The sequence below is a fragment of the Mycobacterium xenopi genome (assembly GCF_009936235.1).
GTDB lineage: Bacteria > Actinomycetota > Actinomycetes > Mycobacteriales > Mycobacteriaceae > Mycobacterium > Mycobacterium xenopi.
Map to the genome: position 1 here is coordinate 4,806,513 of NZ_AP022314.1, position 24,434 is coordinate 4,830,946.

Below are 24,434 nucleotides of genomic sequence, written 5' to 3' on the forward strand. Positions count from 1 at the left end.
GGCAGCGGCGCAGCGCCGCGCTGCTGCCGATGTTCGTATCGGCACCGTCAGGTCAGGAAGCAGTGAGCCGGGCGATCGCGCGCAACGGAATCGGCAGCCATCCCGGGCGGTGCCGCGACTCGTAGCCCGCCTCGTACACCGCCTTGTCCAGCTCATAGGCCGTGAGCACCAGCGCCGAATCGCGCGGGTCAACACCGGCCGCTGCCGTGTAACCGTCACAAAAGGCGGTGTGGTTGCGCTCGACCCATTCGCGAGCGCGAGCCGCGAGCTGTTTATCGGGCGCCAGATCCACCAAAGGCCCATAGGCGGCGTATTCGTAGGACCGCAGGACGCCAGCCACGTCGCGCAACGGCGAGTCCGGTGCCCGCCGCTCCTCCAGCGGCTGTCCCGGCTCGCCCTCGAAGTCGATCAGCAGCCACGTGTCCGGCGTGCGCAAAACCTGCCCCAGATGCAGGTCGCCGTGCACCCGCTGCACCGTAATCGTCTCTTGGGCGAGCTTTTGGAAGCGTTGTTCGATCGTCTCGGCGTACTCCTGAAGTTCCGGCACGGCCGCCATCGTCGAGGACAGCCGGGCCAACATGGTGTCGACCGGAAATGTGGCCTCCGATGTGCCGAGCTCCGCGGCGAGCGTGGCATGCACAGATGCCACGGCTTCACCGAGGCGGTAGGACTCGGCGGCGAAGTCGCCGCCGACTTCGTGCGCGTAGAGATCGCCCTCGGCGAACAGGTCGCGCACGCTGGCGGTGGCCATGGCCCAGCCTTCGGCCGCGTTGGCCGCGTACTCGGTCACCATGCCCAGTGGGAACGGGGCGCCGTCGGCCGGTGCGAGCTCGTAGGCACCCAACAGCCGAGCGACGTGGGGGTTTCCGGCGCGGCCAAGCACCCGGTTCAGCTCGATGTCGGGGTTGACCCCACCGATCACCCTGCGGAACACCTTCAGGATGGCGTCTTCCTCGAAGATCACGCTGGTGTTGCTTTGCTCGGCCTCCGACACGCGCGGAAAGGCCTGCACCGGCAGCGACACATCCGGTTCCCGGGTGAAAGTCAGCTGACCGGTGGCAAAGTCCCGCACGGCCGACGAGTCGATCAGCGACAGCAAAAATTGGGTTGCGCCCGGGTCGTACAGGGCGTCATAGCCGGTGCGATCGCCCGCTGCGCCGATGGTGGCCACGGTGGTGTACTCCGACAGCGGTGCGGTATCCCAGCTGACCAGCACTTGATAGCGTTCCGAGGACCCGTCGGTGTATGCGACGTCGACCAACACCAGGTCAAGGTTCTCGCGCAGGGCGACGGAGGTGTGCGCGCTTGCGGATGCCAACTCTCGATTACGCCCGGCATACCAACGTTGCTGCGGAAGCCAGTCTGACCATGGCAGGTTGGCTGGCGAATTCATTGGGTCTCCTCTGATGGGCTCAGCTGGAACCAGTAGAACCCGTGTCCTGGCAATGTCAGCAAGTACGGCAGCTGACCGATACGTGGGAACTCCACCCGTCCGCTTAACTCGATCGGCGTGTAGCCGTTCCAGTGCTGAAGGTTCAACTCGATGGGTTGCGGGAAACGGGACAGGTTGTTGACGCACAGCACCACGTCACCGTCGGCTTCTCGGACATAGGCCAGCACGGACGGGTTCGAGCCACCGAGTTCGCGAAATGAACCGATGGCGAACGCCTCGTGCCGGCGTCGGACCGCCAGCATGGTGCGGGTCCAGTTCAGCAGCGACGACGAGGTGTCGCGTTGCGCTTCGACATTGACGGCCTGATAGCCGTAAACCGGGTCCTGGATGGGCGGCAAATACAACCGGCCCGGGTTGGCGGTGGAAAACCCGGCGTTGCGGTCGGGTGTCCACTGCATCGGGGTGCGCACGCCGTCGCGATCACCGAGCCAGATGACGTCACCCATGCCGATCTCGTCACCGTAATAAATGACGGGCGAGCCCGGCAGCGAGAGCAGCAACGCAGTGAACAACTCGATCTGGTTACGATCCTTCTCCAGCAACGACGCCAGTCGGCGGCGGATGCCGACGTTGGCTTTCATGCGCGGGTCTTTGGCGTACTCGGAGTACATGTAGTCACGCTCTTCGTCGGTGACCATCTCCAGCGTCAACTCGTCGTGGTTGCGCAGAAAGATGCCCCATTGCGCCAGCTTCGGAATGGGTGGTGTCTGGGCCAGGATCTCCGAGATCGGAAAGCGTGATTCGCGGCGGACCGCCATGAAGATTCGTGGCATGAGCGGGAAGTGAAACGCCATGTGGCATTCATCGCCGCCGGTGTCGGGATCACCGAAATACTCGACCACATCGCTCGGCCACTGGTTGGCCTCGGCCAGCAGCACCCGGCCGGGGAATTCGTCGTCGACGACTCTGCGGACGCGCTTCAGAAACGCATGCGTCTCGGGCAGATTTTCGCAGTTGGTGCCTTCCCGCTCGAACAGGTAAGGCACCGCGTCCAACCGGAATCCGTCGATCCCGAGGTCCAGCCAGAAGCGAATGACGTCGAGCATCGCCTCCTGCACCGCTGGATTGTCGTAGTTCAAGTCCGGTTGGTGGGAGAAGAAGCGGTGCCAGTAGAACTGGCGTCGCACCGGGTCGAAGGTCCAGTTCGACTCCTCGGTGTCGACGAAGATCACCCGGGCCTCGGCGTACTTGTCGCTGGTGTCGCTCCACACGTAGTAGTCGCCGTACGGGCCGTCGGGGTCGCGGCGGGATTCCTGGAACCAGGGGTGCGAATCGGAGGTGTGGTTCATCACCAGATCGGTGATGACCCGGATGCCGCGGCGGTGAGCGGCATCGAGCAACGCGACGAAGTCGTCGACCGTGCCGAATTCGGGCAGCACCTTGTAGAAGTCGCGGATGTCGTAGCCGCCGTCGCGCAGCGGCGAATCGTAGAACGGGGGCAGCCAGATGCAGTCGATGCCCAGCCACTGCAGGTAGTCGAGGCGCTCGATGAGCCCGCGCAGATCACCACAACCGTCCGCGTTGGCGTCATAGAACGCCCGCACCAACACTTCATAGAAGACGGCGTGCTTATACCAGGTTCGATCGGCGGGCAGCGCAACAGCGTCGGCGAAGTCGTCTGCGCTGGGATGCTCGACAACCCCCGCTTGGACGTGGCTGCCCTCGGCAGGATCGTGGTCGACGGTGTTTTCGAGGTCGCGGGTCAAGTTCACTAGTCTACCGGTATCCGAAATACAGCCCCATAACCTTCTGCGGCGCAAAAGGATTGAGCGTTGCCGTCGAATATCCCGCGCCGACAATCAGCCGGGAGGACCGGGCGCCAAGGTCACATTCACGCTACGGACAGCGCCCGGACCGCTTAGCAGACCCAGCACGACGGTGTCGCCGGGGTGCCGCTGATCGAGGATGTTCGTCAGTGCGGTGGCCGAGTTGACCGGCTGGTTATCGATCGACACGATCCGATCGCCCGGGCTCACTCCGGCGGCCGCTGCAGGAGCATCAGGAATCACCCGCTGCACCAAAGCGCCGGCGCTATTGCGGGCGTCGCTGACACCGATGCCGAGGAAGCCGGTGGGACCGATGTGCACGGTGGGCGATGCCGCACCGGACCGGATTTGTCCGGCGATCGCCATGGCCTGGTTGATCGGTATCGCGAACCCTTCACCGCGCCCAAGCTTGTAGTTGTCGGAGGCGGCGGTGTTCATACCGATCACCTGGTTCGTGCTATTGACCGTCGGGCCGCCCGAGTCACCGGGACGTATTGCCGCGTCGACCTGGATCAGACCGTGCAGCGTCTCCGAGCTGCCGGTCAGGGCGTCTGCGGCCGAGACGGTTTGGTTCAGCGCGATGACGCGACCCGGCACCGCGCTGGGCGCCCCGCCGACACCACCGGCATTACCCAGCGCAACGATCGGGTCGCCCACCGCGACGGTGGACGAGTCACCGATATTGGCGGTGGGCAGCCCGCTTGCGCCGGCGAGCTGCAGCACGGCCACATCATGGCTGCGGTCGTAGCCGATCACCTCGACGGGGTAGGTCTGACCGTTGCCGATGTCCCTGGCGCGGATATCGGTCGCTCCGGCGATGACGTGGTTGTTGGTCAGCACCACGCCGCCGGGATCGATGACGATGCCGGTCCCGGCGCCCACCGCGCTCTGGTAGCCCATCTTGGTGTCGATGTCGACGATCTCCGGACCCACCTGAGCGACAGCCGACAACGGGTCGAGCGGTGCGGGCGCTTCACTGAACCGGTCAACGGTCGGCGACGCGTTGGCCGGCGCCGTGGCAAAAGCTAGGCCGACCGCAGCCGTCAGACTCAGTAAGCACGGCAAACACCGTGATATGCGGCGGTGCGATCCGCTCATCCCGTCACCTCCCGATAGGCTTAAGACTGAAAGATTGTCGCAACCATTGTGCCTGACAGTATCTTCTCAGCCTCTTCACCGTAGTGTGCCTCCTCCTGGTGAGGTCCGCATCCTGCGGTGGCGTGCCGCGCGAGCACCGCATCGGGAGTAGCCACGCCGTGTACTCGGCAAACGACGTTGCGCTTTCACGACCCAGGCACGATCGGCGCGCTCAGGTGGCGGCTCAGGTCGCCGACCAGGTCGACGAGGGTGTAGTCGCGAAAACAGAACCTCCACGCGCCGTCGACGCGTTCGAACCCGTCGTGGTAGCGGCCGACGACAATCGGCTGCAGTGGAAAGTCGTCGATCTGCTGCAGCACCGTGTAGTAGCTGCGACAACTCGCGGTGCCGGCGTCCTCGTCGATCTCGATGATCGGGTTGGTGACCACGTGTTTGGTGCGTGGTGTCCCGTCGGGATAGAGGACAACCGCGGCCCTCCAGAACCTGAGCATGGTGGCCGCGTCAACAGTGCCCCCGTCGCCGCTGCCGACCCGCAACCGGGCGTGCTCGAAAAGGGACGCGGCCCCGTCAAGGTCTCCGGCGTCCATGCATTCGGCGTAGCGGTACAGCAGGTTGATGATCTGGGTCTCGGCCGACATGCCGTCAACCTAAGCTGGCGCGGTGGTCGAATTCGACCCCAAGACCCGGTTCGCGCAGGCACCGGTAGCACGGCTGGCGACAGTGACGCCGGGCGGCATGCCGCATGTGGTGCCGGTGGTGTTCGCGCTTCGCGATGACGTGGTCTACACCGCTGTTGACGCCAAACCGAAGACCACGCAGCGCCTGCAGCGGCTGGCCAATATCGAGTGCAATCCACAAGTGAGCCTGCTCGTCGACGAGTACCGCGACGACTGGTCGCAGCTGTGGTGGGTCCGTGCCGACGGGACCGCCGCAATTTACCGCGAGGGCGACGTCGTGCACACCGGATACCGCTTGCTGCGCGCCAAATACCCTCAATACCAATTTGTTTCGTTGGACGGCCCAGTGATCACTGTCGCGGTGCAGCACTGGTCTAGCTGGCAGGCCGGGCGGAAGCCTCGGCTTTAGCCCAGGACCGTCGCGGGCTGGGTGACCTCGCGGCTAGTCGGTGGGCAGCGCCCGCTCCGGCGTCAGCCGTTCGAGGAACCGGAGCAACTCCACCGGGAACGGCAGGACCAACGTGGAGTTCTTCTCGGCGGCCACTTCGACCACCGTTTCGAGCAGCCGCAACTCCAGCGCGGCCGGGTGCTCGGCCATCACCTGCGCGGCTTGGGCCAGTTTCCGGGAGGCCTGCAACTCGCCGTCGGCGGTGATCACCCGGGCTCGGCGCTCGCGTTCGGCCTCGGCCTGCCGCGACATCGACCTCTTCATCGAATCCGGCAGCACCACATCTTTGATCTCGACGCGGTCGATATGGATCCCCCAGCCCAGCGCCGGGCTGTCGATCATCAGCTCCAAGCCTTGGTTGAGACCCTCGCGGTTGCACAGCAGGTCATCGAGGTTGCTCTTGCCGATGATCGAGCGCAGCGACGTCTGGGCGACCTGCCCGATCGCTGACATGTAGTCCTGGACATCGACGGCTGCCCGCACCGGATCAGACACCTTGAAGTAGATGACCGCGTCCACGCGGACGGTGACGTTGTCGCGGGTAATGCCGTCCTGGGCGGGCACCGGCATCGTGATGATCTGCATGTTGACTTTCTGCAGGCGATCCGCCAGGGGCAGCAGCCAGGTCAGCCCGGGCTGGCGCACCCGAGGCTGCACCCGCCCGAACCGGAAGACGACGCCTCGTTCGAATTGCTTGATGACGCGCACACTGGTGGCCAGCCACAGCGCGCCCAGCACACCCGCGACGGCGAGGACGTCTAACGCGATCACCATGCGTCCGTTCTTTGCCCAGCCAGTGGGACCGGCGGGCCCGCGTTCATGGGTCCGATTGTCCCACCGGCATTTCTGCTTCTCAACACTCCGCTGCTCAGGGTCGTTTCGACACCCGGTCGATCTTGTCGCGGTCTTGTGCTGGGTGAGCGTTAAGGGGAAGGTGGCTAGTAGGTCCGTGATCTGGGCCACACCCCCGCAACGGGTGGTATCGCCACCTTGAGGTGTGGGCGGATGAAGCGACCCGGAGGATGAGGAGAGGAGCGTCATGGCAGACAAGGCGACTACCGCCCAGGGCGCCGGAGCCGCCCCCGCTGTAGACAGTCCGGCCGCCGTTCGCAACGTGGTGCTGGTGGGCCCGTCGGGCGGCGGCAAGACCACCCTGGTAGAGGCGCTTCTGGTCGCTGCGGGCGTGTTGTCTCGACCCGGATCGGTGGTCGAGGGCACCACAGTCTGCGACTACGACGACGCCGAGATCCGCCAGCAGCGGTCAGTCGGACTTGCCTTAGCGTCACTGGCGCACGACGGCGTCAAGGTCAATCTGATCGACACGCCTGGCTACGCCGACTTCGTCGGCGAATTACGCGCCGGGCTGCGGGCCGCTGACTGCGCGCTGTTTGTGATCGCAGCCAACGAGGGTGTCGACGAGCCCACCAAGTTGCTCTGGCAGGAGTGCAAGCAGGTCGGGATGCCGCGGGCAGTGGTGATCACCAAGCTCGACCATGCCCGGGCCAGCTATCAGAATGCATTGGCCGCCGCCCAGAATGCGTTCGGCGACAAGGTTTTACCGCTGTATCTTCCTGCTGGGGACGGGCTGATCGGGCTGCTCTCACAAACGCAGTACGACTACAGCGGCGGCAAACGCACCACCCGCCCGCCCGACTCGTCGTACGCCGATCAGATCGAGGAGCAACGCGGCGTCCTGATCGAAGGAATCATCGAGGAATCCGAGGACGAGTCACTGATGGACCGATACCTCGGCGGCGAGAAAATCGACGAGTCGGTGCTCATCGACGATCTCGAAAAAGCGGTGGCCCGCGGTTCGTTTTTCCCGGTGATTCCGGTGTGCAGCACCACCGGCGTCGGCACCATGGAGTTGCTGGAGATCATCACCCGGGCGTTCCCGTCTCCGTTGGAACATTCGCTGCCGGAGGTGTTCACACCGCAGGGCGCACCCCGCAATAGCCTCACCTGTGACCCCAATGCACCGTTGCTTGCCGAGGTGATCAAGACGACGTCCGACCCCTATGTCGGCCGGCTCAGCCTGGTGCGGGTGTTCTCGGGGACCATCAAGCCCGACGCGACCGTTCATGTGTCAGGGCATTTCAGCTCATTTTTTGGCGCAAGCAATGGCCACGCCGACCACGACGAGGACGAACGCATCGGGACGCTGTCCTTCCCGCTGGGTAAACAGCAGCGTCCCGCTCCCGTCGTGCTGGCGGGCGACATCTGTGCGATCGGTCGGCTCAGCAGGGCCGAAACCGGCGACACCCTCTCCGACAAGTCGGAGCCGCTGGTGCTCAAACCGTGGACGTTGCCCGAGCCGCTGTTGCCGATCGCGGTCCAGGCGCACGCCAAGACCGACGAGGACAAGCTGTCGGTCGGATTGGGCCGATTGGCTGCCGAAGATCCAACCTTGCGCATCGAACAGAACCAAGAAACCCACCAGATCGTGCTGTGGTGCATGGGTGAAGCCCATGCCAGCGTCGTCCTCGACGCCTTGGCCAACCGCTACGGCGTGACCGTGGACACCGTGGAGTTGCGCGTACCACTGCGAGAAACCTTCGCCGGCAAGGCCAAAGGCCATGGGCGCCACGTCAAGCAGTCCGGTGGACACGGGCAGTACGCCGTCTGCGACATCGAGGTCGAGCCGTTGCCGGAGGGCTCGGGTTTCGAATTCCACGACAAGGTCGTCGGCGGCGCAGTGCCCCGGCAGTTCATCCCCAGCGTGGAGAAGGGCGTGCGAGCCCAGATGGACAAAGGCGTGCATGCCGGCTATCCGGTGGTCGACATCCGGGTCACCTTGTTCGACGGCAAGGCCCACAGTGTCGACTCGTCGGACTTCGCCTTCCAGATGGCCGGTGCACTAGCACTGAAGGATGCCGCCGCGGCGACCAAAGTGATCTTGCTCGAACCGATCGACGAAGTTTCAGTGCTGGTGCCCGACGACCTTGTCGGCGCGGTGATGAGCGACCTTTCGGGGCGGCGCGGCCGGGTGCTCGGCACCGACACGGCCGGCGATGAGCGCACGGTGGTGAAGGCGGAGGTCCCGCAAATCGAGTTGACCCGCTACGCCATCGACTTGCGGTCGCTGTCGCATGGCGCGGCGTCGTTTACCCGGTCGTTCGTGCGTTACGAACCCATGCCGGAGTCGATCGCCGCCCGAATGAAAAAACCTGACTGACCGCTACGCGCCCCGCTACTGGTTCAGCCATGCCAGGGCCGAATCCAGGTTGCGCACGTCCACCCCGATGCGACGGCATTCCTCGATCCCGCCATCGTACATACCTGAAATAGCTTCGAAGACAAGGACAATCCGGAAGTCGCGTTCGGACGCCTCGTATATCGATGTGCGCGGGCAATTGGGAAAGTTGCACCCGGCAAAGACAAGCGTGTCGCTGCCAACCTCGCGCAAGTGTTGTTCGAGCTTAGTCAGGTAGAACGCGCCCCACCGTGGCTTGTACATCACATGCTCGCGCGTCCCGACCTGTTGAAAACCGCCTTCTAGCAACAATTGATGGTCCAGCTCAACGGGACTCGGCAACAGCTCCGGTGCTATTTGCGAGCCTGTGCTGCCCGGTGCGGCAATCTGTGCGCCTTGCTCAAGTGAGCGCCGTCGCACCAGGTCCGCGTTGGAACCATCGGGCAGATACAGCCGAACGACGTGAACGATCGGTAAGCGTTTGCGCCGGAACGCGGTTGCCAGCTTCGCCATCCTCGGGATGGCGTCGCGGGTGCCGTCGATGGGTAGTGGTGCGTCGTCGGAGTAGAAGTCACATTGCACGTCGATAAGAACGAGCGCCGCCGAGCCGGAATGGGGCCGCGTGTAGGGATCGTTCATAGCGTCTTGTTTTAACAGACCAGCCAGATTCGAGTAGCACACTACGCACCCCATCCAGGCCCGCGCGCGCAAGCGTGAAACGTAGCTAACGCGGCTGCGGCAGAGGGCAAGAGCCGATCGACAGCCGATCCGCACCACCAAGGAGCCCAAAAATGACGGCTATGCCAGACACCGTGGGTGTTGTCGCACCGAACACCGAGCCCATCATCGAAGCGCCGGTCCTGGTGCCGATCCTGGTCAGTGGGGAACAGAGTGGCCCGAGTAGCACGGCAGTGAGGCTGGCCCGGCCGGCCATTCTGCGCCGCTGGGTGAAGGCAACCTTTGTTGTCATGACGCGCCGGTCGGTCATATCGGTGCCGGGCGCTCGCCGAGAACGCCGGCACCACCCGAAGAGTTACAGATTCCTCGAACACGCCTGCATGGCGCGCGATGCACCGACTGTGAAAACAGTCGACCTCCGTGGAACCAAAATTCTTGTCCCCCAAGTTATTTGCCTTCACCGATGCCTGGCGCCCGTTCGCTGGCATCGCCGCAGCAGCTGGGCACCGACATAGTAATAGCGAATTCGAGTACCCAACTACTCTATCGGGCCCTTCTGCCTGCCAGCACGATCGTTAGGCAGGCATCAACCTGACCGAACTGGCGCCACCACCAGTGACCTAGTGCCACAAACCGCGGGTCATTACCTGCACAACGGAGAATGGGATTTTCGTCCATGACTGAAACAAGATCGAAGATCGACACGACAACCATCGTGGTGCGAAACCCCGCCGATGGGTCGGTGGTCGGCCAAGTGGCGGTTCATTCGGCCGAATCCGTGGCGGCGATGGCCCGCGAGTTGCGGCTGTTTCAACCCGACTGGGACGCCGCCGGCCCAAGGGGTCGAAAGCTTTGGCTGCTGAAGTTTCAGGACTGGATGCTCGACAACGCCGAGCACATCGCCGATGTGCTGCAGTCGGAGACGGGCAAGACCCGAGCTGACGCCAGCATGGAGGTGCCGGCGTCGGCCGACATGATCAACTACTGGGCGAACAACGCCGAGAAATTCCTCGCCGACGATCACCCCAAGCCGCACAGCCCGTTGTCCGCGGTCAAAAGGCTGACCACGGTATACCGGCCGTACCCGGTGGTCGGTGTGATCACGCCGTGGAACGGTCCGTTCGTCGTGCCGAGCATGGATGTGATTCCGGCGCTGGCGGCCGGCGCAGCCGTGTTGTTGAAGCCGTCAGAAGTCACCCCGCTGAGCGCGATGGAGTTCGTGCGCGGGTGGGCCGAGATCGGCGCCCCGCCCGTGCTCGCGTTGGCGACCGGCTACGGCGAGACCGGTGCCGCTGTGATCAACAACGCGGACTTCGTCCAATTCACTGGGTCTACGGCGACAGGACGCAAGGTCGCCGTCCAGTGTGCGCAGCGGCTGATCCCGTACAGCCTGGAGCTCGGCGGCAAGGATCCGGCGATCGTGCTCGCCGACGCCGACCTGGACCGGGCTGCCAACGGCATCACCTGGGGCGGGCTTCTGAATTCCGGGCAGATATGCGTGTCGGTGGAGCGGGTCTATGTCGAGGAACCCGTTTACGACGAGTTCGTCGACAAGCTCACCAAGAACGTCCAGCAGTTGAGGCAAGGTCAAGACGACCGCGGATACAAGTTCGACATCGGTGCGTTGGCCACCGCCACGCAACGCGACATCGTGCAGCGCCATGTCGACGAAGCGGTCGCCAAGGGTGCCACGGTGCTCACCGGCGGAAAGCCAACCGGCACCGGCACGTTCTTCGAGCCGACCGTGCTCACCGACGTCGACCACTCCATGTCGTGCATGACCGAAGAGACCTTCGGCCCGACGCTGCCGGTGGTGAAGGTCGCCGACGAAGCCGAGGCGATCCGGCTGGCCAACGACTCCCACTACGGGCTGTCGGCCACGGTGTGGACCAGGGATCGCGAACGGGCGCAGCGGATTGCGCGTCAACTCGACGTTGGTGCAGTGAACATCAACGACGCGGCTGCCAACGCCTTTGCCCTGGCGCTGCCGATGGGCGGGTGGAAGCACTCGGGTGTCGGCAGCCGGCTCGGCGGCGCCAGCGGCATCCGCAAGTACTGCCGCGAGCAGGCGATCACCGCACCGCGGATTCCGACGCAGTCCAAGGAGCTGCTGTGGTATCCGGTGTCGCGTCGCCGGGTCAAGCTGGCTACGGGGGTGATGCGCGCGGCCGCGGGTCGGGGTGTTCGCCGATTCGGGATCACGCCACGCGGGAGGCGCGAGCGATGAAGTGCCAGGCCGCAGTGCTGCGCGGAGTCGGTCACGACTGGGAGATCTGCGACATCGATCTCGACCCGCCTCGTCACGGCGAGGTTTTGGTGCGGATAGCAGTTGCCGGCATCTGTCATTCGGACGACCATTTCGCCACCGGCGACATGGTGCCCACCCCGGAAATGGTTGCGACTCTGGCCGCCAACGGCTTACCCGCGCCGGACTGGTTCCCGCTGCTTGGCGGTCACGAGGGCGCGGGCGTTATCGAAGAAGTCGGTCCGGGCGTGACAGCCCTGAAACCCGGTGACCGCGTGGCCATGTCGTTCATTCCCGCCTGCGGCAAGTGCCGCTGGTGCGTGAACGGGCAAAGCTACCTCTGCGATACGGGTGCCAGCCTGCTTACGAAGGAGATGCCCACCGACGGGACCCCTCGTCGCCATCTGGGTGATGACGATCTGATGGCTTTCGCCCAACTCGGGACCTTCTCCGAGTATGCCGTGGTGGCGGAAAATTCCGCCGTCAAGATCGATGACTCGATTCCGTTCCACGCGGCGTCCCTGGTGGCGTGCGGCGTCACCACCGGGTGGGGATCGGCGACGGTGTCTGCGGGCACGGAGCCGGGTGACACCGTCGTCGTCCTCGGCACCGGAGGTGTCGGGATGAACGCGGTACAGGGGGCACGCGCGGCAGGTGCCAAGTACGTCGTCGGGGTCGATCCCCTTGAGTTCAAGCGTGATTCGGCCAAGATCTTCGGTGCGACGCATACCAGCCCGTCAGCCGAGGAGGCGATCGGCCTGGTGCGCGAACTCACCCGCGGTGTGATGGCCGACCGTGTCGTGCTGACCGCGGGCGTGGTCCACGTCGATCTGATCCCGTTGGCGATGATGCTGACCCGCAAGGGCGGCACCTGCGTGCTGACCGGCATCACACCGACCAGCGAAACGATGGTTCCACTGCAGCTTCAGGACATGGTGTTCTGGGGAAAACAGCTGAAGGGCGTTCCGTATGGCGGCATGAATCCGCGCACCGCCATGCCGATGCTGCTGTCGCTGTACGCGGCCGGTGCGTTGAAACTCGACGAGCTGGTGACGCGGCGCTATCGGCTCGACGAGATCAACGTCGCGATCGCCGATCTGCGCGAGGGCCGAAACATCCGCGGCATCATCGAATTTCCGAACGTCTAGTGGAGACGCCAATCGGCTCCGCGACGATCACAAACAAGGAAAGGGTAACACGATGAAATACCTTGTGCAGTGGAACTTCTTGGAACCATCATTGGTTCGGCCCGCGGCCCAACGTTTCCTCAAGACCGGCGCCAAACCACCGGACGGGGCAACCCAACTCGGTCGCTGGTTCGGCCTCAACGGCAAGGGATGTGCTGTGCTCGAAGCCTCCGACCCTAAGCCGGTCTTCGAGCTCATCTCGGAATGGCAAGAGTACATGCAGATCGAGGCCACACCGGTGCTCGAAGACGACGACGCCGGCGCCATCATCGGCAAGTTGTACGGGTAGATCAGCGTCCGCAGGGACGCTTGGAAAGGCGGGGGACGCGCGGGGCGTCCCCCGCTATTCGTTTGGCTTGGGCCTTGTCCGAAGTCACGAATCGTCGATTCTCTTCGGCGATTTCAGCGGCGCTTGATCCGCTGAACCACCGAATCACCGCATCGCGCGCTCGCCAGGCGCTCGGAACCGTGGCGCACCGTTCCGGGATTTTCCGCGATTTGCTGGGCAATTGGAGTGCCGCGCGCCTTGTCGACGACACTCCGTCATTGCGGTGCTAAATCGAGTTTGCTGGTCGGCGAATAGGGTAGATATTAAGGAAACAGCATGTGGTGCGGGCTCGCGCACCAACTCGAGGGGGTAGACACCATGCGAAGAGCGCTTCGGCAGGCATTCGTCGTGGCAGGGATCATGATCGCGGCGACGGCGGTGTCGGTGAGCCCCAGCTTGGCCGCCAGTGCCCCGCCTCAAACCGCTCCCGGCATCGCATCGATCCAGCCCGCCAACGGCGCGGTGGTGGGTGTCGCGCATCCGATCATCGTCACATTCACGGCGCCGGTCACCAACCGCGCCGCCGTCGAGCGGACCATCAAGATCATTTCTCCGAGTGACGCAGTCGGGCGGTTCGCCTGGGTCGACGACAACGTCGTGCAATGGACGCCGGAGCAGTACTGGGCCCCGCACACCACCGTCAAGGTTCAGGTGCACGGCTTGACGACTGGCTTCGAAACCGGTGACGTCGTGCGCGCGGTTGCCAGCATCTCCGCGCATACGTTCACCGTGAGCATCAACGACGAGGTGGTCCGCACGATGCCGGCGTCGATGGGTAAGCCGAGTCGTCCGACACCGATCGGCTCTTTCACCGCGCTGTCGAAAGAGCGGACGGTCACATTCGATTCGCGCACCATCGGCATCCCGCTCAGTTCGCCTGAGGGCTACTTGATCCAAGGACAGTACGCGGTCCGGGTGACCTGGAGCGGCGTCTACGTGCACTCGGCGCCATGGTCGGTCGACTCACAGGGGTATGCCAACGTCAGCCACGGTTGCATCAACCTCAGCCCGGACAACGCGGCTTGGTATTTCGACACCGTGCACATCGGCGACCCGATCATCGTGCAGGCCTGACACCCAGCCGGGACTTGCCAGATTGCCCACGACACTCGGCAGACTCACCGCCTACCCTCGACGTCATGGCCAACACACTGCAAGACCCCAAAGTTGCGACCGCGCTTGAGCGCATGTATGCCGAGAGCCAAGAGCAGGTGGCTCAGTTGCGGGATTGGCGTGATGAGTTGCAGCGACTATCTTCGGCGAGCGCGCAGGAGCGCGCTGACGCGTTCGGCGCGTTCTACATTCCGGTAACGCCCGACGCGGGCCGCTTGTTGTACATGCTGGTCAGAGCGGCTCAACCGACGACGATTGTCGAATTCGGCATGTCTTTCGGCATCTCTGCCATCCACTTGGCGTCGGCGGTGCATGACAACGGCGCCGGGCGGGTCATCACCACCGAACTCAGCACCGCCAAAATCGGCGCTGCCAGGAAGACATTCGCCGACATCGGGTTGGACGATTTGATCACTGTGCTCGAAGGGGACGCGCTGTCGACCCTGAGGACCGTGGCCGGGCCCGTCGACTTCGTGCTGCTCGACGGCTGGAAAGACATGTATCTGCCGGTCGTCAAGCTGCTCGAACCACAGCTGTCACCAGGTGCCCTGATCGTCGCCGACAATACCGAAATGGCCGACACGCAGCCGTACCTCGACTATGTGCGGAACACCGAAAATGGCTATGTCAGCGTCAACTTCCGCGCCCGCGAAGCCGACAGCATGGAAATCAGCTGCCGTGTCTGACGTTTGAGTTGCCAGATCAGCGGTGCCACCGGCAGCGCCACGCTGCCGGCCATCGCGGCACGACCCCTGCTCGGGTTGTGGCGGTTTCCCTGGCGGCGAGCCGGATCGGCAGGCCGTTATCGCAGCGATTCTTCGAGCCACGGCGTCAGCCACTGCACCCCTTCCGGGGTGAGGTGCACTCCGTCGCTGCGCACTTGGATACCGTCGACCTTGGCGGTGTAGACACCGTCGGGACACAACTTCCTATTCAGATCTAAGATCGATACATTCGGACGTTTTCCAATTGTGCGACGCAGCAACGTGTTCCATTGGTCGACCCGTTCAGGCTGGTCTTCTGGGTACAGGGTTCCATCCGGCTTTTCGCCGCGACGGCTGTAGGGCACGGTGGTCACTGCGACCCGAATCCCGTTGGTGCCGAGAGTATCCAGCGCTCGTTGCAGCTCACCGGCAAGATATGCGTCGAATGCCGGATCGCCGATATGAGTCCACCGTCCTTCGTTGACCCGGTCGACCGTTTCCCAGCGCCCGATGATCAGCAGTGCGACATCGGGCTGGTCAGCGGCGATTTGCGCGGACCATCTGCCGGGCCAGGCTTCGCATTCGGGTTTTTGGTCGAGCGTCTGGCCGAGATATCGATATGGCCCGCCGCGCACCAGGCTGCATCCGATGATGGTGTGATCGACGAAATGGAACCCCGGGGTCGCCGGAAGATAGTGCATCAACGTCCACGCGATCGAATCACCGAAAACCGACACGGTGAACGGCCGGTTGGGATTTCGCTGCGCCACGGGGCGAACCGGCATCGCGGCGACCGGCGGGGACGGGGTAACGGCGGCCACTTCAGATACTCCCGGTGGAAGGCTGCTCTCAAGCCCCGTATGGGGCGTTGTTCCGACCGGGACAATCAGCACCGTAGCCACGACAGCGGTACCGACTGTGGCCCCGGCCAGCGGCAACAACCGGACGCGGACCGGGCGCCACCGTCGAATAGGCTGTTCGACCAACCACCACGACGCGGCCGCCAGGGTAACTGTGACGAGGAACCGGACGGCGAACAACCGCCAGCCGGACCAGCCGGTGCGTTCCCCGTTGAGGACCAAAAAGATTGGCCAATGCCATAGGTAGATGCCGTAGGAGATGGCACCCAGCCACACCAACGGTCGCCAGGCCAGCACCCGGGCCATCGCTGTCCGCTGGTCGAGCGCCACCGGCGCGATCACCGCGACAGCGGCGATCGCCACCCCGGTCAGCAACCCGGTGCGGAATTCGCGCGCGCTGCCGGTCGCGTAGTGTGCCGCCAGCACCAACGCCGCCAGACCGGCGACCGGCAGAACGCGGGCGGTCCATCTGGCCCAGGGGGCCCGAACGGCAGACCGGCCACGGGTCAGCGCCGGCCAGTCGCGCACCAAGAGAACCGACGCCGCCGCGCCGGCCAACAGTGCCTGGGCGCGGGTATCGGTGCCGAAGTAGACCCGGTCGTGCGGGGCGTTTGACGACCAGGCGATCGCCGCGGCCGCCGAGCCGACCGCGCCCAGCGCGGCCACCACGAACACGATCAAGCGAACGCCGCTCAGGGTTGCCCACAGGCGGTAATGCCTGGCCCACATCGCCAGCGATACGGCGACCGCGATCAACACCAGCGGCCAGACGAAGTAGTACTGCTCCTCGACTCCCAACGACCAGGTGTGCCGCAGCGGTGACGGTGTGGCGCCCTGGGTGAAATAGTCCGTCTTTTCAGCGACGAATCTCCAGTTCGCCATCCAGACGAATGCGGCGATGGCGTCGTCGCGTAGCTCGGCGACGGACTCTTGCGGAAGCAGGTCGCGCCCGAGCGCCACGGTCAGAACCATCAGCACGAGCGCGGGCAGCAGCCGCCGGGCACGGCGAATCCAGAAGCCGGACAAATCGATCCGACCGGTGCGTGCCAGCTCGTCGAACAGCAGCGAGGTGATCAGAAATCCGCTGAGGACAAAGAAGATGTCGACGCCGATGAAGCCGCCGCCGAGACCGGGGATGCCGCCGTGCCCGGCGAGCACCAACGTGACCGCGATGGCGCGAAGCCCGTCCAGGGCGGGAATGCCGGGGCCAGGGCGGTGACGTGCAAGCTGTGGGACCGGAGCAACCCATCGGGGCCGTCGAGCGTAGCGAACCGGGGCAGGATAAGGCCTGGCCGGTTCAGTGTTCGCTCGCCGCGCGGCTCGGCTGGCCGGCCGGACCGCGGTGGTGTTGCTGCCGATACGTCGATGCACCTCCCCGTCGGATCATGGCAAGCTTAGCCGCGGCTGAGCACCATGAGCGGAAGACACGGCGGGGCAACAGCTACCCGGATGCGTAACCCAGGATCGCCTTGGTCTCCAGGTACTCGTGGAAGCCGAACTCGCTCCATTCGCGGCCGTTGCCGCTGCATTTGTAGCCACCGAACGGCGCGTTCATGTCGAAGGCATGGTTGATGGTCACCCAGCCGGCACGGATTCTGCTGGCGACTGCCCGCGCTTTGTCGAGGTCGGCTCCCGAAACATAGCCGGCCAGACCGTAGTCGGTGTCGTTGGCGATCTCGACGGCCTGGTCGATGTCGTCGTAGCCGAGTATGCACAGCACCGGCCCGAAGATCTCCTCGCGCGCGATGGTCATGGCGTTGGTGACGTCGGCGAAGACGGTGGGCTTGGCGTAGTAGCCGGTGGTCAGCCCGTCGGGCCGCCCTGGGCCGCCGGTGACCAGTGTGGCGCCCTCGTCGATGCCGGTCTGGATCAAGCGCTGCACTTTCTCGAACTGGGCCCGTGAGGCAAGCGGTCCGATGGCGCGGCTGTCGTCGGGGTCGCCGACCTTCACCTGTTCGGCGGTTTCGCGCGCAACCGCGACGGCTTCTGCCATGCGTGATTTCGGCACCAGCATGCGCGACGGCGCGTTGCAGCTCTGGCCGGTGTTGAGCATCATGTTGGCCACGCCGGCGCGGACACTGTTCTCGAATTCCGCATCGTCGAGCACGATGTTGGGGCTCTTGCCCCCGAGCTCCTGGGTGACCCGCTTCACCGTCGGCGCGGCCTTCGCCGCCACGTCGGTGCCGGCACGCGTCGAACCGGTAAACGACACCATGTCGATGCCGGGATGGCTGGACAGCGCCACCCCCACCCCCGCGCCGTCGCCGTTGACCAGGTTGTACACGCCGGCCGGCACGCCGGCGGCATCGAGGATCTCGGTGAAAATGTAGGCCGAGTAGGGGGCCACCTCTGACGGTTTCAAGATCATTGTGCAGCCGGTCGCCAGCGCCGGATACACCTTCACCGCGATCTGGTTGAGCGGCCAGTTCCACGGGGTGATCAGCCCGCATACCCCGATCGGCTCTTTGACCACCCGGGTAGCGCCGTGCTGTTCTTCGAACGCAAAATTCTTCAGCACGTCGATAGCGGTCATCAGGTGACCCAGGCCGAGCTGCACCTGGGGACCGGCGGCCAGCGACGGCGGAGCCCCCATCTCCTCGGTCACCGCTTCCGCGAGATCGTCGGCACGCCTTTGATATTCGGCCAGGATCGCTTGCATCAGCTCGAGTCGCTCTTCCCGGCTGCTCTGCGACCAGCTGGCGAAGGCGCGTCGCGCCGCGGTCACCGCGGCGTCCACGTCGTCGCCCGAGCCGAGCGAGATTCGGCCGCTGACCTGTTCGGTCGCGGGGTTTTCGACGTCGAAGGGCTGTGGCCGCACCGGATCGACCCACCGGCCGTCGATGTAGAACTTCAGATATTCGCGCATGACGCCATCCTCCTCTACTGGGTTCCTTCGGCGTACCAAGTTCTGAATTCTGCGTAGTTCGGCATCTCCTCCGAGTTGGCTTTGGGGTCGATCTCGACGTGCACGACCCCCGGCCGGCCGCTGGCGTAGGCACGTTTGATCGCCGGGCCGATGTCGTGCTCGTGCTCGACGTATTCGCCGTGGCAGCCCAGGCCTTCGGCGATTTTGTCGAAGCGCACGTTCTTGCTCCAGTGCACCCCGGGCTGCGGCGAGGGCTGGGGGAAAGTTCGCTTGTAGACACCGACTTCCAAACCCCACTGGTGGTCGACGCCCACGATGCACACCAGCGGCAGGTTCAGTCGTGCGGCGGTCTCTAATTCGGCGATGTGGAACAGGAACGACGAGTCGCTGGTGAGCAACATGACCGGTCGCTTGCCGCCGTCGGCCACCGAAGCGCCGACGGCATAGGGCAACCCGGTGCCGAGGTGGCCGAAGTTCTGGTTCCAGATGACGTCGCGCGGTTTGGCCTGCGAATAGGTCCACTGGAAGATGACCGTTGCACCGCCGTCGCGCACCAGAATGCCCTCGGACGGAAAAGCTTTAGTTGCCTCGACCACGAAACGCGCGGGATGGATGGGTATTTGGCCGCTGGGTGCGGTCTCAGCCAATTCAGCCAACTGGTCGGCGTCCTGCTTGACCCAGCGGGCCAGGTCGGCCGACGGTGAGCGGGGGCTGTCCCCGAGCGCGTCCACCAGCTGCGGCACGACCGCCCGCAGGTCTCCGACCAGCGCCACGTCCACCGGACGGTTCACCCCGATCGCCGTCGGATCCTGCTCGACGTAGATCCACTTGCGGATGGGGTCGTTTTGCGCCCAGTGGCGAGTCCTGCCGTAGTGGACCGGTTCGCCGAGTTCGGTGCCCAGCGCGACACACAGGTCGGAGGCGGTCACCGCCTCGACAGCCGCTGCCGAAAACCCGTAGGGGAAGGTGCGGTCCTCCAGACCCGGGATGTACGAGGTGCCGCCGGAGGTCTGGATCACCGGGCAGGCCATCAGCTCGGCGAGCGCCTTCACCGCAGTTTGGCTGCGCGACGTGTGTACGCCATGACCGACCAACAGGATCGGCGCCTTGGCGTCTTGGATCAGCCTGGCGGCCTGCGCGATTTCCCGCGCGCCCGCACCCTGGCCGACAAGGCGGTAGGTGCCGGGCGGCGGTGGTGCCGGCACCTCCAGTTCGTGCAGCAGCACATGCGCCGGGTATTCGATGTAAGCCGGGCCCGGGGTGCCCGACATCGCCCGGCGGATCGCCTCGTGAACGATTTCGTCGGTCTGGTCGGCGTATTCGATCGATGCGCTGTATTTCACCGACGGCTCCACCAGGGCCTCCTGGCGGACGAACTGGATACGCCCGCGCCGCACCCGTCGTTCGGTGATGCGCGCGCGTTGACCGCCGATGAAGATGACCGGCGAGTTCTCCACCTTGGCGCACATCATCGCTCCGGCCAGGTTGGCCACGCCGGGTCCGAGCGTCCCGATGCACAGGCCCGGCCTGCCCGTCATGCGTGCGGCCGCGTCGGCCATGAAGCCCGCGCTCTCCTCGTGATGCGGGGCCACCACCGCCCAGCCGCGTCGGTCGGCTTCCAGGAACATGTGCACGAAATTCGGGTCGGGGATACCGAACAGGGTGTTGACACCCTCGGCCTCGAACAGGTCCAGAATGCGTTGGTAGACAGGCACACCCATGCTCAGCGCTCCTTTCCGTGCCGAGCAGACGCAAAAGCCCCGTTTTCGACGGCGTGTCGGGTGCTTTGGCGTCTGCTCGCGCTGATTTCCTCGAGCACCTCGGCGGTATGGGCCCCCAACTCCGGGGCCGGCCCGGCGACCCGGCCCGGGGTGTGCGAAAACCAGGTCGGCACACCGGGAAACCGCATCCGCCCGTGCGGGCTATCCACCGTCTCGAACAGCCCGACGGCATTTAGGTGCGGGTCGTCGAACAGCCCGTCGGGTGTGCGGATTGGCGCCGCGGGTATCTCCAGCTTGCGAAACAGCGTCAGCCATTCCGCGGTGGTGCGCTCCCGCATCGTCTGGGCCACCAGGCCGTACACCGTGTCGATCTGGCGGGCCCGCTGCTCGAGCGTGGCGTACCGGTCGCAGGCCCATGGCGGCTGCACGGCGTCGATGAACGCCGACCAATGCTTGTCGGTGTAGATCAGCGCCGAAATGTAGCCGTCGCTGGTCTGGTAGGGGCGGCGGTTGGGGGCCAGCGCGCGCGGATAGCCGGCCGGTCCAAGCGGGGGCTCGAAGATCGCGCCGTTGGCGTGTTCGACCAGCATGAACGACGCCATGGTTTCGAACATCGCCACCTCCACCTCTTGGCCCTCCCCCGTGCGCTCGCGGTGGAACAACGCCATCATGGTGGCGTAGAGCGCCGTCAGGCCGGCGACCTTGTCGGCCATGATTGTGCCGACATAGCTGGCCTCGCCGGTCAGCATCTGCTGGACGGCCGGCAGCCCGCATTCTGCCTGGATGGTGTCGTCGTAGGCGGGCAGATCCCGGTCCGGGCCGCGGCGGCCGTAGCCGTAGCAGTTGGTGTAGACGATCGCCGGGTTGATGGCGGCGACTTCGTCATATGCGAAGCCGAGCTTGCCGATCGCCTTGGCCCGCATCGAATGAATGAACACATCTGCTGTTTCGATGAGTGCCCGCAGCGCGGATTTGCCGTTGTCCGAGCGCAAGTCGAGTACGATGCTGCGCTTGCCGCGGTTGACGTTCGCGAATACCCCGCTCATGCCCGGCGCGGGCCCCACCGTGACGTAACGCGTGACGTCGCCCTCCGGTGGTTCGACCTTGAGCACGTCGGCGCCCATGTCGGCCATGATCTGGGTGCAGTACGGCCCCATCACCATCGCGGTGAGGTCGACCACCCGCACGCCGGCCAGCGGACCTGTGCCGGGCCTAGCCATGAGGCGCTCCTTCCCGTGTTTGTCGCCGGGCCATCCGGAAGCTGTAGTCGATGTGGTCGGCATGGCCGTGGGGCAGCACGGGAAACATCACCGGCGTCGATGCATCCCGGATCGCGTCGATTTGCTCGCCGACCGTCTCGACCGACCATGAATCGCGGCACACGCCAGGAGTTTCGGCGACGGCGACCCGCGCAATCCGGCCAGCGATCGCGACCAGCATCTCACCGCTGATCGAACAGGCTTCGTGGGCGAGCCAACCGACAGCGGGCGCCACCAACTCCGGGCCCCACGGGGGGTAGCCAGAGGTGTCGCGGCCCTGCGCCATTCTGGTCTCGGCCGCAGGCACGATCACGTTGCACTTCACGTTGTGCGCGCCGCCCTCGAGCGCCACCACATTGGACAGCCCGATCACCCCGGCCTTGGCGGCCGCGTAGTTGGCGACGCCGTGGTTGCCGTACAGCCCTCCGATCGATGACGTCAGCACGATGCGGCCGTACCCTGCCGCGCACATGTGCGGAAACGCCGGCCGCACAACATGAAACGCACCACGCAGGTGGACATCGAGGACCGCGTCGAAGTCCTCGTAGCTCATCTGCTGCAACGAACGGCTGCGGACGATGCCGGCGTTGTGTATGAGGATGTCCAGTCGCCCGTAGCGCTCAAACGCCGCCGCGATGATCGCCGCGCCACCGGTCGGGGTCGCCACCGACTCGGTGCACGCGATCGCCTCACCACCCGCCGACTTGATTTCTCGCACTACTTCGTTCGCGGGAGCCGCGTCGGTGCCGTCGCCGGTGAGGGCACCACCGGGATCGTTGACGACGACGTTCGCCCCCCGCGAGGCGAGCAACCGTGCGTAGGCGCGTCCCAGACCCCGGCCGGCGCCGGTTATCACTGCGACTTGATCGTCGAATCTGAGCTCAGGCATCTAGATTCCGAGTTCGAGGCCGTCGAGATCGCCTTGGGCGCGCCATTTCTCGAGCAATTCGCCGAAGGCGTAGAAACCCGGCCCGTAGGGCTCGCCGAGGTGGGTGCGGATGCCTTCGCCGCCACCACCGCCTTCGTTGTTGTAGTAGCCCGGGGTGCAGGTCTGGTCGAATGCCGAAGTGTCGACCGCGGTTTCGCGGATGGTCCTGATCCACTCCTCCTGGGCCCGCTGGCTGGGCTCGACGGTGACGACGCCGCGTTTGTGAGCTTCGGCGATGATGTAGGCGATGTGCTCGGCCTGCTGCTCGAGCATCGCGGTGGTGTTGGCGGCCACGCCGCCCTGGATGAAGCCGGTGTGGAACTGGTTGGGAAACCCTCGGGTCGTCATGCCGTGCAGCGTTTTGTAGCCGTCTCGCCAGTAGTCGAACAGCGACAGCCCGTCGCGGCCCTCGATCGTGTCGATGGCGTAGCGGCGGCTGATCTCCGTGGTGATCTCGAATCCGCTGGCGTAGATGATGCAGTCGACTTCGTATGCGACACCGCCGGCGAGGACCGCCGTTTCGGTGATCCGTTCTACGCCCTTCGACTCCGCTACGTCGACCAGCGTGACGTTGGGCCGGTTGAATGTGGTCAGGTATTCGTCGTTGGAACAGGGTCGCTTGCACAGGAACCGGTAGTAGGGTTTGAGCGCTTCTGCGGTCCGCTTGTCCTCGACGATGCTGTCGATGCGGCGGCGAAGACGCTCCATGACCTTGTAGTCTTCTTCCTCCCGGATCGCCATGATCTGCTCCACGGTCAGCGACGCGGGATCGTCCATGGCCGCGATCCGTGCGGTCATGTTGCGGCCCAGTTCGGTCCAGAAGTCGCAGACCAGGTCCGGTTGGTCGAACACCACCCCTTCGAACGGGCTCCAGCGGTGGAAATTGCGCTGCCGCTCCTTCTGCCACCCCGGCTTGAGCGTTTTGACCCATTCGGGATCGGTGGGTGTGTTCCCACGCGAGTCGACCGACGACGGCGTGCGCTGGAATACGTACAGGTGCTTGGCGTAGCGGCCCAGGAACGGCACGATTTGAATGCCGCTGGCCCCCGTGCCGATCAGGGCGACGCGTTTGTCGGCCAGCTTATGCAGCCCCCCGCTCGAATCCCCGCCGGTGTACTCGTAATCCCAGCGGGACGAGTGGAACTGGTGGCCGGTGAAGTCCTGGATGCCGGGAATCCCGGGAAGTTTCGGCCGGTTGAAGGACCCGTTGGTCATGACGACGAAACGGGCTCGGATGTCGTCGCCGCGGTTGGTGCTGATCCGCCAGCGTTTGATCGTTTCGTCCCAGCGAAGCGCACGGACCTCGGTGGAAAAAATTGCCGAGTCGTAGAGGCCGAAATGCTTTCCGATGCGCTGACAATGCTCCCTGATCTCGGCGCCGTCGGCGTACTTCTTGGTCGGGATGTAATCCAGTTCTTCCAGCAGCGGCATGTAGCAGTACGAGTCGTTGTCGCATTGGATGCCGGGGAACCGGTTCCAATACCAGACGCCCCCGAAGTCGCCGCCCATCTCGATCACGTGCACGTCATCCACGCCGGCTTTCTTCAGGTAGGCGCCCGCTAGCAGGCCTGCGATGCCGCCACCCAGAACGGCGACGTAGATGTCCTCGCTGATCGGATCGCGGACCACCGGTGGCGAGTACGGGTCGATTTCGTAGAACTTGGCCAGCTCACCGGTCAGTTCTAGATATTGCTTGGAACCCTCGGGCCGCAAACGTTTTTCACGTTCCTGACGGTATTTCTCGCGCAGCGCATCGATGTCGATGTCGTCGGGAGTTCTTGTTGGTTGCTCGCAATCGGGCGTGGTCATCTGGCGCCGCTCCTCCTCATCGCTACGCTCTGCATCGTCACCAGCGCGGTCATCTGGCGCCGCTCCTCCTCATCGCTACGCTCTGCATCGTCACCAGCGCG

The 24,434-nt window shown here is 64.8% G+C and carries 19 protein-coding genes; 7 read left to right on the plus strand and 12 right to left on the minus strand.

Going from position 1 to position 24,434, the window contains the following annotated elements; translation table 11 throughout:
- Positions 1–52: 52 nt before the first annotated feature.
- From MYXE_RS23080 to MYXE_RS23095, 4 genes are all read right to left on the minus strand, one after another.
- On the minus strand, positions 53–1,393 hold the full coding sequence (locus MYXE_RS23080; RefSeq protein WP_085194535.1) for a maltokinase N-terminal cap-like domain-containing protein: 1,341 nt from the start codon (positions 1,391–1,393) through the stop codon (positions 53–55).
- Positions 1,390–3,159, minus strand: coding sequence for a maltose alpha-D-glucosyltransferase (gene treS / locus MYXE_RS23085; RefSeq protein ID WP_112650238.1), 1,770 nt, complete (start codon positions 3,157–3,159; stop codon positions 1,390–1,392). The genes MYXE_RS23080 and treS overlap by 4 nt, the downstream gene beginning before the upstream one ends.
- Before the next feature lie 93 nt (positions 3,160–3,252).
- Positions 3,253–4,317: a S1C family serine protease gene (locus tag MYXE_RS23090; RefSeq protein ID WP_039890393.1), complete on the minus strand. Its 1,065-nt coding sequence runs from the start codon at positions 4,315–4,317 to the stop codon at positions 3,253–3,255.
- A 185-nt stretch (positions 4,318–4,502) separates the two neighbouring features.
- Entirely contained in the window at positions 4,503–4,955 is a 453-nt protein-coding gene (locus tag MYXE_RS23095) for a nuclear transport factor 2 family protein (RefSeq protein WP_003921396.1), read from the minus strand.
- Between the two features lie 22 nt (positions 4,956–4,977).
- Here MYXE_RS23095 and MYXE_RS23100 point away from each other — a divergent pair, with 22 nt between their 5' ends.
- A complete protein-coding gene (locus MYXE_RS23100; RefSeq protein ID WP_003921395.1) occupies positions 4,978–5,403 on the plus strand; it encodes a TIGR03668 family PPOX class F420-dependent oxidoreductase in 426 nt (141 codons plus the stop codon).
- Between the two features lie 33 nt (positions 5,404–5,436).
- Here the strand turns inward: MYXE_RS23100 and MYXE_RS23105 are convergent, their stop codons facing one another.
- Positions 5,437–6,216, minus strand: a complete 780-nt coding sequence (locus tag MYXE_RS23105) for an SPFH domain-containing protein (RefSeq protein WP_003921394.1) — start codon at positions 6,214–6,216, stop codon at positions 5,437–5,439.
- 265 nt (positions 6,217–6,481) lie between these two features.
- On the opposite strand from MYXE_RS23105, the gene MYXE_RS23110 reads away from it, so the two are divergent.
- Entirely contained in the window at positions 6,482–8,617 is a 2,136-nt protein-coding gene (locus MYXE_RS23110; RefSeq protein WP_003921393.1) for an elongation factor G-like protein EF-G2, read from the plus strand.
- Between the two features lie 15 nt (positions 8,618–8,632).
- Here the strand turns inward: MYXE_RS23110 and MYXE_RS23115 are convergent, their stop codons facing one another.
- Entirely contained in the window at positions 8,633–9,274 is a 642-nt protein-coding gene (locus MYXE_RS23115; RefSeq protein WP_112650194.1) for a cysteine hydrolase family protein, read from the minus strand.
- A 715-nt stretch (positions 9,275–9,989) separates the two neighbouring features.
- On the opposite strand from MYXE_RS23115, the gene MYXE_RS23120 reads away from it, so the two are divergent.
- From MYXE_RS23120 to MYXE_RS23140, 5 genes are all read left to right on the plus strand, one after another.
- Positions 9,990–11,540 carry an aldehyde dehydrogenase family protein gene (locus MYXE_RS23120; RefSeq protein WP_003921391.1) on the plus strand — a complete coding sequence of 517 codons (1,551 nt, stop codon included), beginning with the start codon at positions 9,990–9,992 and terminating at the stop codon, positions 11,538–11,540.
- 14 nt (positions 11,541–11,554) lie between these two features.
- Positions 11,555–12,706, plus strand: coding sequence for an NDMA-dependent alcohol dehydrogenase (locus MYXE_RS23125; protein ID WP_039890472.1), 1,152 nt, complete (start codon positions 11,555–11,557; stop codon positions 12,704–12,706).
- Positions 12,707–12,758: 52 nt separating this feature from the next.
- Positions 12,759–13,034 (plus strand): DUF3303 domain-containing protein, encoded by a 276-nt coding sequence (locus MYXE_RS23130; protein WP_003921389.1) that lies wholly within the window; start codon positions 12,759–12,761, stop codon positions 13,032–13,034.
- A gap of 357 nt (positions 13,035–13,391) precedes the next feature.
- On the plus strand, positions 13,392–14,147 hold the full coding sequence (locus tag MYXE_RS23135) for a L,D-transpeptidase (RefSeq protein WP_003921387.1): 756 nt from the start codon (positions 13,392–13,394) through the stop codon (positions 14,145–14,147).
- Positions 14,148–14,212: 65 nt separating this feature from the next.
- Entirely contained in the window at positions 14,213–14,872 is a 660-nt protein-coding gene (locus MYXE_RS23140; RefSeq protein WP_003921386.1) for an O-methyltransferase, read from the plus strand.
- A gap of 116 nt (positions 14,873–14,988) precedes the next feature.
- On the opposite strand, the gene MYXE_RS23145 is transcribed toward MYXE_RS23140, so the two are convergent.
- The 6 genes from MYXE_RS23145 to MYXE_RS23170 form a co-directional block, all read right to left on the minus strand.
- On the minus strand, positions 14,989–16,950 hold the full coding sequence (locus MYXE_RS23145) for an acyltransferase family protein (protein ID WP_085194592.1): 1,962 nt from the start codon (positions 16,948–16,950) through the stop codon (positions 14,989–14,991).
- A gap of 241 nt (positions 16,951–17,191) precedes the next feature.
- Positions 17,192–18,616 (minus strand): aldehyde dehydrogenase family protein, encoded by a 1,425-nt coding sequence (locus tag MYXE_RS23150; protein WP_003921384.1) that lies wholly within the window; start codon positions 18,614–18,616, stop codon positions 17,192–17,194.
- A gap of 14 nt (positions 18,617–18,630) precedes the next feature.
- Positions 18,631–20,337 carry a thiamine pyrophosphate-binding protein gene (locus MYXE_RS23155; protein WP_003921383.1) on the minus strand — a complete coding sequence of 569 codons (1,707 nt, stop codon included), beginning with the start codon at positions 20,335–20,337 and terminating at the stop codon, positions 18,631–18,633.
- 2 nt (positions 20,338–20,339) lie between these two features.
- Positions 20,340–21,533 carry a CaiB/BaiF CoA transferase family protein gene (locus MYXE_RS23160; protein WP_039890470.1) on the minus strand — a complete coding sequence of 398 codons (1,194 nt, stop codon included), beginning with the start codon at positions 21,531–21,533 and terminating at the stop codon, positions 20,340–20,342.
- 16 nt (positions 21,534–21,549) lie between these two features.
- Positions 21,550–22,485 (minus strand): SDR family NAD(P)-dependent oxidoreductase, encoded by a 936-nt coding sequence (locus tag MYXE_RS23165; protein ID WP_085194541.1) that lies wholly within the window; start codon positions 22,483–22,485, stop codon positions 21,550–21,552.
- Positions 22,486–24,333 carry a flavin-containing monooxygenase gene (locus tag MYXE_RS23170; RefSeq protein ID WP_003921380.1) on the minus strand — a complete coding sequence of 616 codons (1,848 nt, stop codon included), beginning with the start codon at positions 24,331–24,333 and terminating at the stop codon, positions 22,486–22,488.
- Between the last annotated feature and the right edge of the window lie 101 nt (positions 24,334–24,434).

Excerpts from the sequence above, each read along its gene's own strand:
- MYXE_RS23090 (WP_039890393.1), bottom strand. The coding sequence starts at position 4,317 with ATGAGCGGATCGCACCGCCGCATATCACGGTGTTTGCCGTGCTTACTG.
- MYXE_RS23080 (WP_085194535.1), bottom strand. The coding sequence starts at position 1,393 with ATGAATTCGCCAGCCAACCTGCCATGGTCAGACTGGCTTCCGCAGCAA.
- MYXE_RS23120 (WP_003921391.1), top strand. The coding sequence starts at position 9,990 with ATGACTGAAACAAGATCGAAGATCGACACGACAACCATCGTGGTGCGA.
- MYXE_RS23155 (WP_003921383.1), bottom strand. The coding sequence starts at position 20,337 with ATGGGTGTGCCTGTCTACCAACGCATTCTGGACCTGTTCGAGGCCGAG.
- MYXE_RS23150 (WP_003921384.1), bottom strand. The coding sequence starts at position 18,616 with ATGCGCGAATATCTGAAGTTCTACATCGACGGCCGGTGGGTCGATCCG.
- MYXE_RS23095 (WP_003921396.1), bottom strand. The coding sequence starts at position 4,955 with ATGTCGGCCGAGACCCAGATCATCAACCTGCTGTACCGCTACGCCGAA.
- MYXE_RS23165 (WP_085194541.1), bottom strand. The coding sequence starts at position 22,485 with ATGCCTGAGCTCAGATTCGACGATCAAGTCGCAGTGATAACCGGCGCC.
- MYXE_RS23105 (WP_003921394.1), bottom strand. The coding sequence starts at position 6,216 with ATGGTGATCGCGTTAGACGTCCTCGCCGTCGCGGGTGTGCTGGGCGCG.
- MYXE_RS23135 (WP_003921387.1), top strand. The coding sequence starts at position 13,392 with ATGCGAAGAGCGCTTCGGCAGGCATTCGTCGTGGCAGGGATCATGATC.
- MYXE_RS23170 (WP_003921380.1), bottom strand. The coding sequence starts at position 24,333 with ATGACCACGCCCGATTGCGAGCAACCAACAAGAACTCCCGACGACATC.
- MYXE_RS23140 (WP_003921386.1), top strand. The coding sequence starts at position 14,213 with ATGGCCAACACACTGCAAGACCCCAAAGTTGCGACCGCGCTTGAGCGC.
- MYXE_RS23110 (WP_003921393.1), top strand. The coding sequence starts at position 6,482 with ATGGCAGACAAGGCGACTACCGCCCAGGGCGCCGGAGCCGCCCCCGCT.
- MYXE_RS23130 (WP_003921389.1), top strand. The coding sequence starts at position 12,759 with ATGAAATACCTTGTGCAGTGGAACTTCTTGGAACCATCATTGGTTCGG.
- MYXE_RS23115 (WP_112650194.1), bottom strand. The coding sequence starts at position 9,274 with ATGAACGATCCCTACACGCGGCCCCATTCCGGCTCGGCGGCGCTCGTT.